Source organism: Acidobacteriota bacterium (genome assembly GCA_009691245.1).
In the GTDB taxonomy this organism is placed as follows: domain Bacteria; phylum Acidobacteriota; class Terriglobia; order 2-12-FULL-54-10; family 2-12-FULL-54-10; genus SHUM01.
Genome location: SHUM01000067.1, coordinates 1 through 17,335, shown reverse-complemented (window position 1 = coordinate 17,335; position 17,335 = coordinate 1). Strand labels below are relative to the sequence as shown.

At 59.5% G+C, this 17,335-nt stretch carries 8 protein-coding genes; 4 read left to right on the top strand and 4 right to left on the bottom strand.

Annotated elements, in window-relative coordinates; all coding sequences use genetic code 11:
* Positions 1-1,387: 1,387 nt before the first annotated feature.
* Together EXQ56_13245 and EXQ56_13240 are read right to left on the bottom strand one after the other, a co-directional pair.
* Positions 1,388-2,737: a DUF1552 domain-containing protein gene (locus EXQ56_13245; protein MSO21397.1), complete on the bottom strand. Its 1,350-nt coding sequence runs from the start codon at positions 2,735-2,737 to the stop codon at positions 1,388-1,390.
* Positions 2,734-5,511, bottom strand: coding sequence for a DUF1592 domain-containing protein (locus EXQ56_13240; GenBank protein ID MSO21396.1), 2,778 nt, complete (start codon positions 5,509-5,511; stop codon positions 2,734-2,736). Before EXQ56_13240 ends, EXQ56_13245 begins: the two co-directional genes overlap by 4 nt.
* Here EXQ56_13240 and EXQ56_13235 point away from each other — a divergent pair.
* The 4 genes from EXQ56_13235 to EXQ56_13220 all read left to right on the top strand — a co-directional run bounded on the left by EXQ56_13235 (position 5,500) and on the right by EXQ56_13220 (position 11,827).
* Complete coding sequence (locus tag EXQ56_13235) at positions 5,500-6,960, top strand: hypothetical protein (protein ID MSO21395.1); 1,461 nt, start codon at positions 5,500-5,502, stop codon at positions 6,958-6,960. The genes EXQ56_13240 and EXQ56_13235 overlap by 12 nt on opposite strands.
* The gene (locus EXQ56_13230) at positions 6,961-7,797 is read left to right on the top strand and encodes a hypothetical protein (GenBank protein ID MSO21394.1); all 837 of its coding nucleotides are present in this window, start codon (positions 6,961-6,963) and stop codon (positions 7,795-7,797) included.
* 111 nt (positions 7,798-7,908) lie between these two features.
* Complete coding sequence (locus EXQ56_13225) at positions 7,909-11,238, top strand: TonB-dependent receptor (protein ID MSO21393.1); 3,330 nt, start codon at positions 7,909-7,911, stop codon at positions 11,236-11,238.
* 97 nt (positions 11,239-11,335) lie between these two features.
* Entirely contained in the window at positions 11,336-11,827 is a 492-nt protein-coding gene (locus tag EXQ56_13220) for a hypothetical protein (GenBank protein MSO21392.1), read from the top strand.
* Positions 11,828-11,915: 88 nt separating this feature from the next.
* On the opposite strand, the gene EXQ56_13215 is transcribed toward EXQ56_13220, so the two are convergent.
* A complete protein-coding gene (locus EXQ56_13215; protein MSO21391.1) occupies positions 11,916-13,589 on the bottom strand; it encodes a hypothetical protein in 1,674 nt (557 codons plus the stop codon).
* Between the two features lie 132 nt (positions 13,590-13,721).
* Positions 13,722-15,521 (bottom strand): hypothetical protein, encoded by a 1,800-nt coding sequence (locus EXQ56_13210; GenBank protein ID MSO21390.1) that lies wholly within the window; start codon positions 15,519-15,521, stop codon positions 13,722-13,724.
* Between the last annotated feature and the right edge of the window lie 1,814 nt (positions 15,522-17,335).

Below are 17,335 nucleotides of genomic sequence, written 5' to 3'. Positions count from 1 at the left end.
AGTACAACACCCGCAGGCCGCACTCGGCGCTCGGCTATAGGCCCCCGGCGCCGGGGGCCTATAGCCCTGTCAAAAACCCAGTTTCTCGGCCTCAGGTTGTGATGTAAACTCTCTCACAAGGATTGGTACAAAATCTCGGGCGGGTCAGCGGCAATGGAGGCGTCCTCCTGCCTTACAAGCGCGGTAATCGCTTCCAAAGGCTCCCTCCGCTAGTCTCGGTTTTCTTTGTTTCTAACAACTTGGGGAATCTGCTTTTCGCTCAAAGCTAACCCCAATGGGCCCAATTGAGGGGGTTCTGCTACAGTTTTGCTACAGGTTGGTGAGCAACTGGTTGGAGCACCTGCTTCCCCGAATGAGCAAATTCTTCAAGCGCTACCTCGGCATTGATTATCCCATTTTGCTGTGTACTGCATCCGGATTAGTCCTATAAAGCGTAAAAGCTAACGACCAGGAAGGTGCGATCTGCTTAACGTTGGCGCTAAGCCGCGCCACGCGACCTCACAAAAACAACGTCGCGCGGCATCGGCTTCAGCGCCGTGTTAGGCGGCCCCCGGTTGTCATGATTCCGGCAATGTCCACCACCAGTCGCGAAACCGACGAAGACTCCAATAGCAACTGCAACAGCTCCACGGTTGTCGACCGAGAGTCAATCCGCTTCAGAACGAGGCCTTCGGCCCTGGCGACGACTCGCAGACCTTCGTCCGTAGCGTCCGCAACCGTCACACCGACTGCAGCCGCTTCGCCAGGATTTAGCAGATCGCACATAACGGTGATCTCGTTGGATGTTGGCTGAGCAATCTGAAATGACGCACCGTCCGGCGAATCGACTTCGTGCTCTACGATATTCGAGCCGTCAGGCGCATCAGTCGTACGGGCAAATTTGTAAGAGCTTTGTTGCCGACATTTCGAATCAAAACGGTGTGTGAATCAAGCCTGCGAATGTCTCGATTCTCGAACTTCATCGACACGCGGGAGTCTTGCGCTCTCACGACGTTGCGACTCTCGATTAAATGGCCGAGCCATCGCTTTTCCCGTCGAAGGTGGGATACAAGTAGTCCGAGCAAATAGGAAGCTAGGCTTCCGCTCAGTGCGCCGACGACGAACGGATTGTCCTTTAGGAACTGCCGCATCGAAGATCGCCTCGCCTTCGTCCGCCTAGCGTTTCAAATGAGCCGCGCGCCACAGCGCCATGATGGCACAGGCCGTCGGGCGCGTCGGCTCCATTTGAATGTTAGCCAGTGAGTTCCTGATCAGGCCGAGGATTTGTACCAGTTGATGTGCGAGAGATTTCTCTTCACCATGGTCGCTTGGGAAAACAAGTCAATTCCCGCAGCTACCCGACAACAACATCTGGAAGGAGGAAGCAGCGAATCCTAAATTAGCCTTCCTAAGATAGGTCGAGCTTGCCTGTGGTATCGCTGAACTTGGGATCGATGTAGCTCTCCTCCATGGGAATGCCCACCATCTCCATCACGTTCTGGTGGATGTTGGAGAACGGCAGTCCTTCGTAGCGAATATGCCGGCCACCTTTGAGTTTGCCGTTCCCGCCGCCGGCGAGAAGCACCGGAATGTCGTTGTGGGTGTGGGCCATGCCATCGCTCAGGCCGCTGCCGTAGACGATGACGGAGTGATCCAGCATGGTGCCATCGCCATCGCGGGTGGTCTTCATCTTGTCGAGGAAGTAGGCGAACATGGTCGAGTGGAAGTGATCCACCTGCACGCAGTTGCTGATCAAGTCGGGGATGCCGGAGTGGTGCGAAGAGGCGTGGTGGCCGTCCTTGATGCCGATCTCGCGATAGTCGCCCTCACCAAGTTCAATGCCCCACATGAACGTCGAGACGCGAGTCAGATCACCCTGGAAGGCGATGAGCTTCAGGTCAAACAAGAGCTTGGCGTGTTCGGAGTAGAGCGCCGGAACTCCGGCCGGCTTGGCCATTTCCGGCAGCGTGCGGGAAGCCTGCTCCTCGGCTAGTTGGATGCGGCGCTCGATGTCACGGATGGCGTCGAGATACTCATTCAGGCGCACGCGATCGGACGCGGTTACCTCATTGAATAGTCCAGCCACGCCTTCGCTAACCGAGTCAAGAATACTGCGGCTATCGCGCGCCTGACGCAGCCGCTCGGCCTTGTCTGTCGAGTCGCTGCTGCCCAGCAGGCGCTCGAAAATCTTGCGGGGGTTGAACTCCATCGGCAGCGGCTGCGTGGCGCTGCGCCACGAAATGGTTTTGGTGTAGGCGTCGCTGTACGCCCCATCGGCCTTGCCGAGCACATCGCCCGACTCCATGGTCATTTCGAGAGAGCCGAGCTGGGTGAACTTGCTGAGCTGCTTGGCCGCCAACTGATCCACGGAAACGCCCAGCGTCTGATTGGGCTTGGGATGCACGCCGGTGAGATACGAAGCGCAGGGACGGGCATGGTTTCCGCCGGGCTCATTGCCGACCGGGTCAGCAGAGCGCATGTTCAGGCCGCTGAGAACGAGGAAGTCATTGCGGAACGCGGCTAGCGGTTCCAGGGTGGGCGAAAGCTTGTAGTCCGCTCCCACTTCGGTGGGAATCCATTTCTTCATGATGCGGCCATTAGCCCCGTAGAAATAGATCATGCGCGTGGCGGGCTGCTGTTCGACATCGAGCGCGCTGGCAAACGCGGGGACCATGCTGTCCAGCACGGGCAGCGCGATGGCTGCACCTGCTCCGCGCAAAAATGTCCGGCGTGGGATGGCTTTCTTGAAGATCATCATGATGACTTGGTCCTCCTCATTTGGAACGGCGCACTTTTGATAATCCCCAAAATCAGGGATGACCAGCGGTAGTTGGACTTGGCCGCCTCACGAACTAATTTTCGCACAGTCGGGGCGTCGTTGTAATCCAGTTCCCTGCCTAAAGCGTAGGTGAATAGCTTTTCAGTTACGGTGGTGGCGAACTGATCCGGACGGCTCACCAGAATATTGCGCAGCTCCGTAGGCCCGGAAAACTTGGTGCCGTCAAAAAGCACTCCCGCAGTGTCCAGGGGCACTCCGCCCACTGCGGCCCGCCATCTACCAACCGCGTCAAAGTTGTCCAGCGCCAAGCCAATTGGGTCCATGCGCGTATGACAGGCGGCGCAGGCCGGATTGGCGCGATGCTGCTCCATGCGTTTGCGCATGGAAAGATTCTGCATATCCTTGCTCTCGGGAAGCGCCGGCACGTTGGGCGGTGGAGGTGGAGGCGGAGCGCCCAGCAGATTCTCCAGAACCCATTTGCCACGCAACACCGGAGAAGTGCGGTTGGCCATGGAAGTAACGGTCAGGATGCTACCTTGGCCCAGCAAGCCACGGCGATTCTCATCGGTGACGGCCACGCGGCGGAAACTGCTGCCATACACCTTGGGGATGCCGTAGTGTTCAGCGAGCCGCTGGTTCACGAACGTGTAATCGGCGTTGAGCAGCTCCAGAACGCTGCGGTCTTCGCGCAACATGCTCTCGAAAAACAGGGTGGATTCGCGCTCGAAGGCCATGCGAAGCTCTTCGTCAAACTCCGGGAAGCTGCGCGGATCGGGCGCGGCAGCGCGGAGATTTCGCAGGACCAGCCATTGCCCGGCGAAATTATTCACCAGCATGTCAGAGCGCTGATCCGCCAGCATGCGCTGGACTTGCTGCTCCAGCGTGGCCGGCTCATGCAGCTTGTTCTTCTCGGCCAGATCGAGCAGCGTGTCATCCGGGATGCTGCTCCAAAGGAAGAAGGAAATCCGCGAGGCCAGCTCAACGTCGCTAATTGAGAACACTGAACTCGGCGCGGCGCTGGCGGGATCGCGCTCGACGCGGAACAGGAACTCGGGGCCGGCCAGGATGCGCCGCACCGCCATCTCGATGCCCGCTTCGAACCCGCGATCTTCGCGCGCCTTGCGATAGAGATTGAGCAGCGACTGGATGTCCTTATCCTGCAGCGGACGCCGATAGGCACGCCGCGCGAGATTCGTCACAATCTGCCGGGCGCACGCTTCTTCCGCTGTCGTGGAGGCTCCTTGCGCTGGCTGGCAGACAAAAATTCTTTGGCGGCTCGGGGAATTCCCCGGCCCTTTGGCATTAAACGGCCCGGTGATGGTCAGCCGGTCTACGCCCGGCAATCCACCTTTGTAGTCTTCATAGTCGGCGGCCACAGGACGCGGGGACAACTCACGGATGCCTTCTGGCTCGGCGGTCATCTTCAGGAAGGCGATCTGCACCAGGTGAGCTCCCGCGGTTACCGGCACACGCAACTGCAACTTGTCGTCGCCGTAATATTCATAAATCGTCTGATCTGGATCGCTCTCATAGTATTGCCCGTTGCGCGAGTGAATGGGCCCGGTGGCGCCGTGGTCTTCGCCGCCCACTCTGAACGTCTTCAACTTGGCGCCATCAATGCGCACTTCCAGCGGGTGGGGCTGGCCCAGCAGTCCGCGGATATATTCATCGCCGTTGCGCACCAGGCGAATCTTGATGTTGTATTCGCCATCGAGCGGAAACGCATGCTTCACCGCGATGCCGCCGCGCGTGCCGAACGGCAGATCATCGCTGACGCGGTCATCCTGCACCAGCCGGGGTGGCACTTGATAAGTCTCCGCCGTGGCGCGCAGGGTGGGATCGCCCACCGCCAAATCCGCAATGCGCGCGGCGACAGACATGTACTGCTCCATCAGCACCGGGGAGACGGTGAGCAGCTCGGCGAGATTGTCAAAGCCCTTGCCGCCGTCGTCGGGAGGCAGCAGCGCCGTGCCGTCAATCTCCACCGCCAGCAGGTCGCGCACCGCATTGGAATATTCGCTGCGGTTCAGACGATGCACGGAAGCGGTGCGGCCAGGGTTGGGATGCGCCTCCGCGGCGGAATCCAGGGAGGTTTCGAGGTAGGTTGCAAACGCGTTGTAGGTTGGTTTGTCGGGTCGCGGCAAGCCGGCCGGCGGCATGGCGCCGGTACGCAGCTTACGCGTTACTTTTTCCCAAAGCTCCGGGTTCGCTGTAACCTGATCGACATCAGCCTGATCGAGCAGCAACCCGGCGGTCTTCACTTTTTCGTTGTGGCAAGTGACACAATACTTATTGAGTACTGCGCGCTGCGCGGCTCCCGTTGCGGGCACGGCTGCGGGCTCGGCCTGCAGGCCGCCGGCATAACTGCCCGGAACAGCCGTCAACATCAGCAGAATCAGTAATATTCCAACGGTCTTCATGGGAATCCTAATCGCTAATTTCAGACGGGAGGTGGAGCAGAAGGCCACCTCAAAGCGGACAATCAACTCCGCTGGAGATCGTAGCGATCTCGCGCAGACAAGGCCGTTATAGGCTAGTGAATATGCATTGTCAAGCGAATTCGTGGTAACAGGCCCCAGCAGGCGACTATCCATCTGGGGAATGCGGAAGGACATGGGACTTCGCGCATCCTCGTAGTTACAATCCATGGCTCGCCATCGGGTGCACTTTGTCCTTGACTCACACGCAAGGAGAAGAATAATATGCCTCCCAAACAGGAAATTCAGCGGTGAGGTCATTCCATGCCCGTACATAAGGTTAGCGCAATTTCTAAGCAATCATTCGTCATAACTGGAGTCTTCGCGTTGGGAGCCACGGTTCTCGGCATCTCCACGACGCCTGATAACTGGACGAACCAATTGCGAATGCCCAGCGGGCAGGCCCAGCTGGTGAAGACCGAATTGCTTCCGGAGCTTGCCGGCTCGATGTGCGAACTTGAGCCAGCCAGCGCGGAAAGTGGCGCGAGTGAAGAAGCCTCGCCCTTTTTACTGGCAGCGCAATACGGCGCTCGGTCCTCCACTTCTGCGCAAGCCAGCCGAGGACTCGCTTATCCCAATCAGGCCAAGCGCGAGGAGGTAGCGCGCCGCAAACCGGTGCGCATGCTGCGCGATCCCTATTCCGCCTACAGCGCCGTGGCCGTGGATGTGCTCCACGACGAAGTGGTGATGACCGACGAGAACCTGTTCAGCATTCTCTATTACAACCGCACCGAAAACACCCCGCCCAACGCGACATTGAGCGAACCGAAACGGCGCATTCAGGGCATGAACGCCGAGCTGGAATTTCAGTGCGCCCTTTACGTCGATCCCAAATCAGGCGATGTGTACGCGTTGAATAACGACACGCTGGGCAAGATGGTGGTGTTTCCGCATGGCGCGAATGGCGATATCGCACCGGCGCGCACGCTGATCACCCCGCCGTTTACCTTCGGCATCGCCGTCTCCGAAGAGCACAACGAGATGATGATGACCGCGCAGGATGATGCCTCGGTCGTCACGTTTGAAAAGTCCGCCAAGGACATGGAGTCTCCGCTGCGCACTCTGCAGGGGCCGAAGACGCAACTGGCCGATCCGCACGGCATCACTTTTGATCCCGCTTCAAATCTGATTTACGTCACCAACTGGGGCACGTTCAACGTGCACAAGCGACCCGATGGCTCGTCCGACGTGGAGACCACCGGACGCGGCGCAGGGCGCAAGAACTTCCCCATTCCGCGCAGCTATTCGATTCGCGGCTCGGGCGACGTGCATCCGCCATCCATCAATATCTATCCACGCGAGGCCGGCGGCGACACCCCGCCGCTACGCATGATTCAAGGCCCCAAGACACAGCTGAACTGGCCGACGGCCATCTCGGTTGATTCCAAGCGGGGCGAAATATTTGTAGCCAATGACACGACTCATGCCATCAATGTTTACTCTGCCAACGCCACCGGCGATGTAGCGCCCATCCGCGTGTTGAGCGGTCCGAAAACCCTGATTAAGAACCCGACCGGCGTCTACTATGATCCGGCGCACGATGAGCTTTGGGTTACCAATTTCGGCAATCACAGTGCGACGGTGTACAAACCCAACTCCTCCGGCAACACTGCTCCGCTTCGCGTGGTGCGCAGCGGACCGCTCGAGTCGCCCGCGCCCATGATGAGCAACCCACACGTGGTGGTTTACGACGGCAAGCGCGACCAGATACTGGTGGCCAACTGAGTGGCCCATCCGCAGATTGCGGCGTTCGCCAGGCTGGCGGACGGCAGCGCAAAGCCGGTTCGTTCGATCGCGGGTCAGCGCACCATGTTCACCCGCACCATTCATGATTTTTCATATAACCAGATTCGCGACGAGCTGGTCGTCCCGCAACTCTATTCGCAAGCCATAATGACGTATCGCGGCGATGCCGACGGCGACGTGGCACCCATCCGGGTCATTCGCGGACCGCACACGGAAATCACCGGCGTCTTCATGCGCCTGAGCCTGGACCCCGTGAATAATGAAGTCTTCGTTCCTCTCGGTAATGAAATTTTAGTCTTCCCCAGCTTGGCGGAAGGCGATGTCGCGCCCATTCGCAAAATAAAAGGGCCGGATACTGGAATCGGCACGGGCGGCGCGAGTGCGCTCTCCATTGATCCGGTCCACAACTTACTGGTGGTGGCCGGCGGCTATTCGGACGGAGCCCATCGCAACGGACAGATATTGATTTTCGACCGCAAGGCGGAGGGCAACGCCAAGCCGCTGCGCTTGATTAAGGGGCCGAAAACATTGCTGTCGGATCGCGACGCGGGCGACATGCTGGTAGCCGTTTACCCGCCCAAGGAGCTGATTGTGATGGGCGCGCCCGGCGTAATCCGCAATGACCCGTCCAGTTTTGTGGGAGTGTGGAGCCAGCTCGACGACGGCGACGTGGCCCCGCGCTATACCATCGGAGGACCTTATGGCGTGCTGAAGCAGACGCGCGGCGTGGCGCTCGATCCTCGGCACAAAAGCATCGTGGTGGGCGACAAGTATGTCAACGCAGTCATGACATTCTATTTCCCGGAGATTTTCTAAACGGGCCGGGCTGATCGCGGAATTGGTAGCCGGTCATTTTATTGAGCGACATAGTCAGGTCGCAGTCAGTTGAATCCATAGTGCGAAAACCAGTTCACGAAGTCAGGCTTCGTGATGGTTGTACTAATTGCCGGAATGAACCTTGGGCCCATGAAGCTTGGTTCCGTTGCGGTGCGTGAATTCGTCCGTCCAACGATTTTCCAAATGAGAAAGGTGAATTCAACCATGACCCAATCGAAATCCGTTAAAACTATTCTGCTGCTGCTCCTGCTGCTGGCTCCGTTCGGAGTCTCTTTGGCGCAACTGCCTACCGCGACCATGCTGGGATCCGTGAAGGATTCGAGCGGCGCCGTGATCCCCGGTTCCGCGCTCACCGTGCGAAATCTGGAGACCGGCCTGACCAGAACGGCGGAGGCCAATGCCGATGGCTCGTATCGCTTCTCGGCGCTGCCCGTCGGTGACTATGAGCTGCGCGTGGAGCACGCCGGATTTCGCGCCGAGGTGCGCAGCGGATTGACGCTATCCGTCGGACAGGAAGCGGTTGTGAATCTCTCGCTGCAGGTCGGTGCCATCGAGCAAACGGTGGAAGTAACCGCCGAGGCTCCTCTGGTCAACACCACCAGCGGCACGCTCGGCGTGCTGGTGGATCAGCAGAAGGTCGCCGACCTCCCGCTGAACGGCCGCAACTATGTGGACCTGGCGTTCCTGCAGCCCGGCGTCCAAGCCGAACGCCGCACCGGCGGCGGACCGGTGATGGCGGGCCAGTTCTTCTCGAGCAACGGCGCGCCGCCGCGCTCGAACAACTTCATGCTCGACGGCGCCATGATGCAATCGACCAATGACACCGCGACAGCCTCCGGCGCCAACGAGACATTGGGCGTGGAAGGCATCCGCGAATTCCGCATGGTGACCAACTCCTTCAGCGCCGAATACGGCATGCGCATGGGCAGCCAGATGACTTTGGTCAGCAAGAACGGCACCAACACCTTCCACGGCTCGCTGTTTGAATATCTGCGCAATGCTGCGTTCGACGCGCGCAATTTCTTTGACCGCCTGTCGGGTCAGCCTACTTCCACCAGCAAGCGCAGGCTTCCTGGTTTCTCTCGAAATCAAGCCGGCGCCAGTTTCGGCGGACCGATCATGAAGGACCACACCTTCTTCTTCCTCACCTATGAGTTTCTTGCGGAACGACTGGGTCGCACTTTGACTTTCAACTCGATTCCCGGCGGTTGCAAAGTTACCGGCGCCACTTGCGCTGGTCCTCAGGGCACATTCATCACCGGACCCATTAGCCCAGTTGCGCGCCCAATTGTGGACCTATATCCCGAGCCGAACCTGCCCAATCGGCAGTACACCTATCCCTTCAGCCAGCCGAACGATCAACACTACGGTCAGATCCGCATGGACCAGAACTTCTCGGCCAGCGATAACTTGTTCGGCCGCTACACCGTTGACAGCGGCCAGTTCAAGCTGGCGGGTGGACTGGACGGCTATCCCGATGAGCGCCCCAGCCGCTCACAATTCGGCACCATCTCGGAGACGCACATCTTCTCTTCAACACTGCTGAACACCTTCCGCTACTCCTACAGCCGGACATACCTCAATTCCTTCCGGCCCACGGAGACCGGCCCGCAGTTTGACCTAAGTCCCGGACTAGGGCTTGGCTCCATTCAGGTGGCCGGTGTCAGCAACGTGGGTCAAAGCACTCTGCTGACCACCGGCCTGCAGAACGTGTTTACCTGGAGCGATGATCTGTTCTACACGAAGGGTCCGCACTCGTTCAAATTTGGAACGTTGATCAATCGCTATCAACCATATCTGGTTACCGGCAGCGACGCTCGAGGCACGGTGGCCTTTGCCAGCGTGGCTGCGCTACATCAGGCCGTACCCAACAGCTATCGCGCCGTCACGGCCGGCTCCATCATGGACCGCACCACGCGTTTCAGCACCTTCGGGTTGTACATTCAGGATGACCTGCGTATGAACTCAAAACTCACGCTGAACCTGGGCTTCCGCTACGAGTTCCACTCCAACTTCGTCGAGACACACGGACACTCTTCCGCTTTTCGCAACATTGCCCAGGATGCCGCGCCCACGGTGGGCGAGTTCATTCAGAACCCGTCGAAGAAGAACTTCAGCCCGCGCTTCGGCTTTGCTTATGACGTCCTCGGCGATGGCAAAACGGCCGTGCGCGGTGGATTTGGATTGCTCTATGACGTAGCCTCCGGCTTTAACACCGTGCTGCGCGTTGGCCCGCCATTCAACACGATTAGCCAGGTGAACACTGTGCCCATCCTGCCGGCCCTCACCTTCACTGTTCCGCTGAACTACAATTTTAATGATGCGCGCGGCTCGATCGGAAACTCTGCGCGTGTTACCGACTATCATGTCCAGCAACCGCACATGCTGCAGTACAATTTGACGGTTGAGCGGCAGTTACCCTACGACATGGGCTTCACGGTGGCCTACGCAGGCTCGCGTGGCCTGAATCTGCTGCAGGCCAAGGAAGGAAATCCATCCTACACCGATAAGACTGTCGGTGGCCGCAAGTTCTATTCCGGCACGGAACCGCGCATCAACCCGCGCTGGGCAACCATCGAATACAGCACCGCCGCGGGGAGCTCCTGGTACAACTCCCTGCAGACCAGCCTGCAGAAGCGAATCGCCCACGGCCTGCAATTTCAGAGCTCGTTTACCTGGTCGAAGGTGCTGGACGACACCCAGCAACTACTCTCAGGCGACACCAGTTCCTATCAGGCTGATCCCGACAATCCGCGCCTGGATCGCGGGCCAGCCGGCTTTGACGTTACCGCTAATTGGCGCTTCAATGCCATCTACAAGATGCCCAATCTCGTCTCCTCGAACGGGGTGCTGGGCAAACTGGTGAACGGCTGGTGGATGAGCGGCATCGTCTCCACACAGACCGGATTCGCCACCACGGTGAAGGTGGCCGGGAATCGCTCGCGCTCGCAGAATAACAATGCTTTCGGCGGATTCCAGGATCGGCCGGACCTAGCGGACGGACGCAACACCAAGAACATGACCAGCGGCACCACGGCCGGCTGCAACGGCGTTGAGGCTGGACAAAAGTTGGGCACGTCGGATCGCTACTTTGACCCCTGCGCGTTCGTGTTGCAGCCGGCGGGCTTCCTTGGCAATGCCTCGCGCGGTGTGCTGCGCAGTCCTGGGCTAGCGACACTCGACTTCTCGCTTTCCAAGGACACGTCAACCGGCTACCTCGGCGAGCAGGGCAAGCTGGAATTCCGCATGGAGACGTTCAACCTGCTCAACCGCGTCAACTTCGCGCAGGACTTCTCCACCAACGTCTTCTCCGGCAGCCCCACCACAGTGGACGAGCCACGGCTGTTAACCGCCGGGCAGTTGACCGCCACGCGAACCACCTCGCGACAGATTCAGTTCGCGCTGAAACTTATCTTTTAATCGGGCGTGCGGATCGGTTAAATTGTTACCTAGGACGGCGCGCTGATGGATGCTCACACGGGCGCGCCGGACTTGCCTGCTTCGGAGACTCAAATCCATGACCAAACGGATTCATTTTTTTCTAGCGCTGCACTGCCTGTTCGCGTTAGGCCTGATAGCTGGAACGGCCGCGCCTTACGACCCGTGGGTCGGCACGTGGCTGCTGGACTTGGAGCGCTCAAAGTTCGCCGCGGGCTTCCCCAAACCCAAGAGCCAGGCCATTCAGGTGGAGCTTTCCGGCGAGACCGGCGTGAAGTTTTCGAGCGACACAGTCGAGGCCGATGGCAGCAAGTCGCACATCGAATTCACCGCCGCGCCGGACAGCAAGGAGTATCCAGCGAAAGGATCATCCCTCGTTGACTCCGTTACCTTGACCCGTTCCCGCCCGCACCTCCGGACATTCACCTACAAGAAGGCGGGCGAGATTGTCGGAAGCAACGATGTACAGTTGTGGGGCAGTGCGTTGCTGATGACCATTACGTCCAAAGACGTTCGCGGCGGGCAGACGTTTGAAAGCGTTGCCTACTACCGTAAAAAGCTCGCGCAGTAAACTCCGTCAAGCAACACTCATCGCAACAAAATGCAAAAGGGCCGAGCGGCGATCCGCCCGGCCCTTTTCTTTTCTGCATAAATCTTATTTACTGTCCCGAGCGGCTGGCCACCGGCCCGGTGTAAGCGGCTGCGCCTGCCTTCAGTAGAGCTTCCACCGCCTTGGGATGCGCCTTGGGATTACGGAAGGTGAAATCAAAGTCACTCGCAAGAAGCTGTCGATAGACCAACTGGCCCGGATCGCCCAGCGCGATGGTCATGGCCGTTTGCCCATACATGTCCTGCGCTTCGAGGTCCGCGCCGTTGGCCGCCAGAAATTCAATTACTGACGTCATTCCCCAGAACGTCGCAGCGTGCAGTGGAGTGCGCCCACCCGGCCCGCGCGCGTTAATGTCAGAGCCGAATTGCACGGCGATCTTCGCGGCCTCCAGAAACTTCTTTTCATCGTCTTCCGACAGATACTCGCCCAGCGCCTGACCGCCGCCAACGCCCGTGCTGGCGCGCTCCGCGCGCTCGACACCCAGTCCTGAAGCCACCATCAGCGGATTCAGTCCTTCCACCGTGGTGATCTTCGCCTCCGCCCGGCCTTCCAACAGCACACGCATGATGCCCACATCGCCGGATGCCGCAGCCAGCAGGAACGGAGTCGAGCCGGCGATGGCCACCTGCGGCAGGTCATTACCGCGATTGCGCGCATAGCGGTGCAGGTACGGGTCAAAATCCTTCGTCGCCCGAGCATTGGGATCCCCACCAGCCGCCAACAATGCTTTCACCAGATTGGGGCTGTTGCGGTGCTCCCACTTTTCGTCGCTCTCGCTGGGTCGGCCGAACAACGTCTTGATGCCTTCCTGCACGGCCCAGTGCATGGCCGTCAGGCCATAGCCGTCGGTGGCTTTCGCATCGGCGCCGCGCGCCAGCAGCATCAGCGCAAGTTTCTCATTGCCGTTCTGCGCGGCCAGAATCAGCGCGCTGCCATCCTCGGCGTTGCGCTCATTCACGTCCGCCCCGGCGTTCAGCAGAAACTGCGCCGAATCTACATCACCCGACTGCCCCGCGAACATCAGCGCCGTGAACCCACCCGTCGCCGCGGGAAAGTGCACGTTTTCCGTATAGGTGATTGGCAACGTGGACTTATGCACCGGCAGCAGTGCCGACCGCGCGCGAACATCTGCCTTGCGGTCCACCAACAGCTTCACCACATCGGCATGTTTCTGGGCGGCGGCCCACATGAGCGCCGTTTGCCCGCGCGTTGTCTCTTTCGCGTTCGGATTGGCTCCGCGATCCAGCAATAGTTTGACGGCGGCGGTACTGCCACTGCGCGCGCAGGTCATCAGCGGCGTCTCGCCCGACCACAGCGCGGCATTGGGATTGGCCCCGGCCTTTAGGAGTTTCCCCACGATAGCCGCGTCGCTTCGCGTGCAAGCCAGATAGAGCGGCGTTACGCCATTGTCCGTGGCTGCATTTACGTTCGCGCCCCCGGCGATCAGCATATCCACCGTCTCGGCATCGCCGCGCTCCACAGCCCAAGCGAGCGGCGTAGCGCCATCGGCCTGCGCGGCGTTCACATTGGCGCGGTCCTTGATTAGCGCGCGCACAGTGGCCTTGTCCTGATTGCGCACCGCCTCAATCAGGCGGCTATCCGCAGCCGGCCCGGTGGCATAGCCGACCGAGCCTGCCAACCACAGCGCCAAGGTTGCATGGCCAAATTTTACGTTTAAGGTCATAGTCGGATAACTCCTTACTCGCGCGTACTTCCACGCCATCGCCGCAGTACGACAGCTCTATGGATTGACCACATCATACACCCTGCTGCACGTGGTGCAAAACAAGATTTTGCATCCCCCGTCGACCCGTGTGCCCCCAGCAATACTCCTCCACCAGTCACTCCCCAACGACTACTCGCTCACCACAATGTACGCAGTGTTCGACACGCCGCCGCCAGAGCCAGGATTCACAACTGCCACAGGATAGGTGCCGATGGCCTTCACGCGCAGACGCACCTTGGCGGTGAGCCTATCCGGCGCGAGAAACTTGGCCGGCACGAGTTGATCATTGAACAGCACGCGACAATCCGGCGTAAAGCGGTCGCCACGAATCACCAGCTCGAGCTTCCCGGCGGACCGGAGCGCAACCCGCTCGGGCGAGACTTCATTGATGAACGGCGTCTGGATCAGCGTATTCACCGGCCCGGTCTGCTCCGGCGTGGGCCGGGGCAGATAGTTTTTCCAGTTGACCAGCGCGGCGCGGTCAATGATCTTGCCGGCCTGAATCACCTGATCAATGTCGCGCGTAGCCGAGATATCTTCGAGCGGATTTCGATTCAGGACCACCAAGTCGGCGCGCTTGCCCGGTTCCAGCGTTCCCGCTTCCTTGCCCTTCCTCCACGCCTCCATGCCCCAGCTCGTCGCTGCCTGGATGACCTGCATCGGCGTCAGCCCGGCTTCCTGCAGCAGTTGCATCTCCACATGCATGGTCAGGCCGGGCACGTTCACATTGGGCCCGGTGTCGGCTCCGGCAGCCACCTTGCCGCCGCGGTTGACAAACTCCTTGATGAAAACTCCCATGCGCCGGAAGCCCTCTTCAATTGGCGGCGCGGGCTGGCGGCGGCGATAGGACGTCTGGTAATTCGCCAGCGTCTCTTTGGGCAGCAAGACGGCCATTGGGCCATCCAGAAACGCGCGACTGATCTGCTCGAATTCGGAGAGGCTCTTGCTGCCCTGCGAGAACTGCGCTCCCAGCGTGGGGTTCAGCATCATCCTGCGCTCGATCATTTTCTGAATCAGCGGCGGAAATTTTGCCGTATCCAACTGGTCCCACGGCAGGATGGCCTCGCCTTTCTCGATGCGCTCATTGACTTCGCGCGGTGCCGTCGCCTTGATCAGTCCGTACATATGCACGTGCAGATCAATACCGGTGTCGAGAATTTCATCGGTTCCCTGCAACAATCCGACCCGGCGATTGGCTGTGGTGTAGTGCGCAAAGGCAGGTAGTCCATGCTTGTGGGCAATGGCCGCGGTTTCTTTCAGCCGCTCCGGCGAGAGCCAGGTGTAGAGCTTCACGCCGTCCGCGCCCAGCCGCTTGGCCTCTCCGATGACCGCATCCGCCGCTGCTGCGTTGGGTATGTAGTCGCGAGTCAAGTTGCCGGCAAGCCACTGCGCCGGGTTGTAGCCATTGCGCTCTCCCAAATCGGCAGGGTACTCAGCGGGGGTAGGCATATTCACCATGTGGCCCACGGTCATGATGAATGGACCGGTCGCGCGGCCCGATGCCACGGCTTGCTTCTCAGCCAGAATCCACCCACGCGGGTTGCCCATGTCGCCGACACTGGTTACTCCCCAATAGAGATAGAACGGCGCATGGAAGTTGCGAAAATGCACATGCGAGTCAACCAGCCCAGGGATGATGGTCTTGCCCGCTAGCTGACGAACGGTTGCTCCTTGCGGAATGGACACTGCCCCGCGCGCGCCCGCGGCCAGAATTTTTCCGGCAGAGATGACTACGACTGAATCCTCCACCGGTGCCCGCCCAGTGCCGTCGATCAGCCGCGCACCCTCCAGCACCAGCGCCTGCTGCGCCTGCGCCAGCAACGGTATACCAACGACCAGCAATATCAGGGCAAATCGCACACATGCGGATTTTAGACTCGACATCAGATTGTCCCCAATCTCTGCGTGGTGCCTAGGCACCACAGACATGGTTCAGACGAAACAAAAGCCTACCACCAACGCTAGGCTGGCGGCAGGCTTCCGTTTGGAAACTGATTAAAGACTTCAGCCTGGCTAGAAGAGAATCTTCAACGCCAACTGAATCTGCCGCGAAGTAGTAACGGTAGCGCCGATGCGACCCGCGGTATTCAAGCGAGCCAGTCCCGTGTCCGTCGCTCCACCAGCGAACAATGTAGAATTGGGCCGACTATCAAGATTCACGCGGTTCAAGATGTTGAAGATTTCAGCGCGGAACTCGAGCCTGCCAGTCTCACCCAAAAATCCCAGCGGTGTATCCTTTGTAATGGAGAGATCGGCATTTGCCAAGCCAGGGCCGCGCAGAATGTTTCGCCCAACGTTGCCCAACGTTCCAATATCCTGGAGCGAAAACGCGCATGGGTCGAAGTACAGGTCTGGCGTGCCTATGGCCGTGCCAGCAGGAATGGCTACAGGGGGCAAGGTGGGATTCGCGGCGGTTACCAAGCAGCCGGAGCTGGTGCCTTTGGTAATATTTTCATTGCTGCGGCCGGCCACAATATTCGGACGGTCGCTATTTCCACCGAATGTGCCGACGCCCGCAATCGATCGTGAATGATTCGCGGTGATGGCCGGGTTAAACGCATAGCCGGTTTGCAGCGAAAGCAGGCCGCTCAACTGCCAGCCGTTCACGGCTTTGGCCAGCACCCCGTTGCCGGAAATAATTCCAGGCAAGCGGTAGATTGCGCTGAACCGCATGTTGTGTGCGACATCCGAACGCATGGGTGCCTTTTCAAGGCGAAGATTCTGCGGATCCGGCGGCGGCGCATCGCCACCCGAGCCGGCTTCGGTAATCTGGCTCTGTGTCATATCCAGAGCTTTGGACCAGGTGTAGGCCGTTTGCAGTTGCAAACCAGCCGCGGCCTTCTTTTGAATGGTGAGCTGAAGCGAGTCATACCAGGAACTGCCTGCCGTATCCTTCAACTCCATCGAGTCCCAGTTCGGGTTGGCCCGATCCGCGCGGCCCAACCCGGCGCGCCAGAACTTGCGACCGTCTGGCAAAGTCTGCGGTGTCGTGGGGTTACCTTCATAGCGAAATACCAGATGCTTACCACGCGTGCCCGCATAGGCCAAGGTCAAGGCCGTATTGGAAAGCAGCTGGCGCTCTACCGTGAAATTGTATTGCAGCAAGTGAGGATTGGCGACATTCCACTCCATGGGCCGCGTCGTCCCGGCCACGGTGCCGCCGGAGAACACCAGCGGCAGGGCCAGAGTCGGCGGGGTGTTTACCGAGCTGGTGGTGGCAAATGGCGGCAGCGCCGTGGTGGTGATGATGGCGCCGCCAATGCCGATGGCCACATCATAAAGCACAGCAAAGCCGCCGCGGACCGCTGTCTTGCCGTCGCCCGTGGCGTCCCAGGCAAAGCCGAGGCGGGGGCTGAAGTTCTTTCTGGAAGGATTCCGGAACAGCGGACCAACTGTGAACTGCTTGTCGCGGATGCGATCGCGCAGCGCGGAACCTTTGCCGCGTGTCTCGATGAAGTCGGTGTGAAATTCGTAGCGGAAGCCGAGATTCAAAGTGAGTTTCGGACTGACACGATAATCGTCCTGCAAGTACATTCCGTAGGTGCTGAATTCCCAGGAGCGATCCAGTGTGGATCCCGGAGCAACTGCTGCGTAGCTGACCAGCGGCCCGCCGGCCTGAAACTGAGAGATGCTGGCGAAATTCACCTGACCGCGCGCCTGCGTGCTGGTGAGCGAATACTGCTGATAGCGGTTGATCAGCGTGCCGAACTTCAATGAGTCTGCGCCGAGAGTGTAGATGGCGT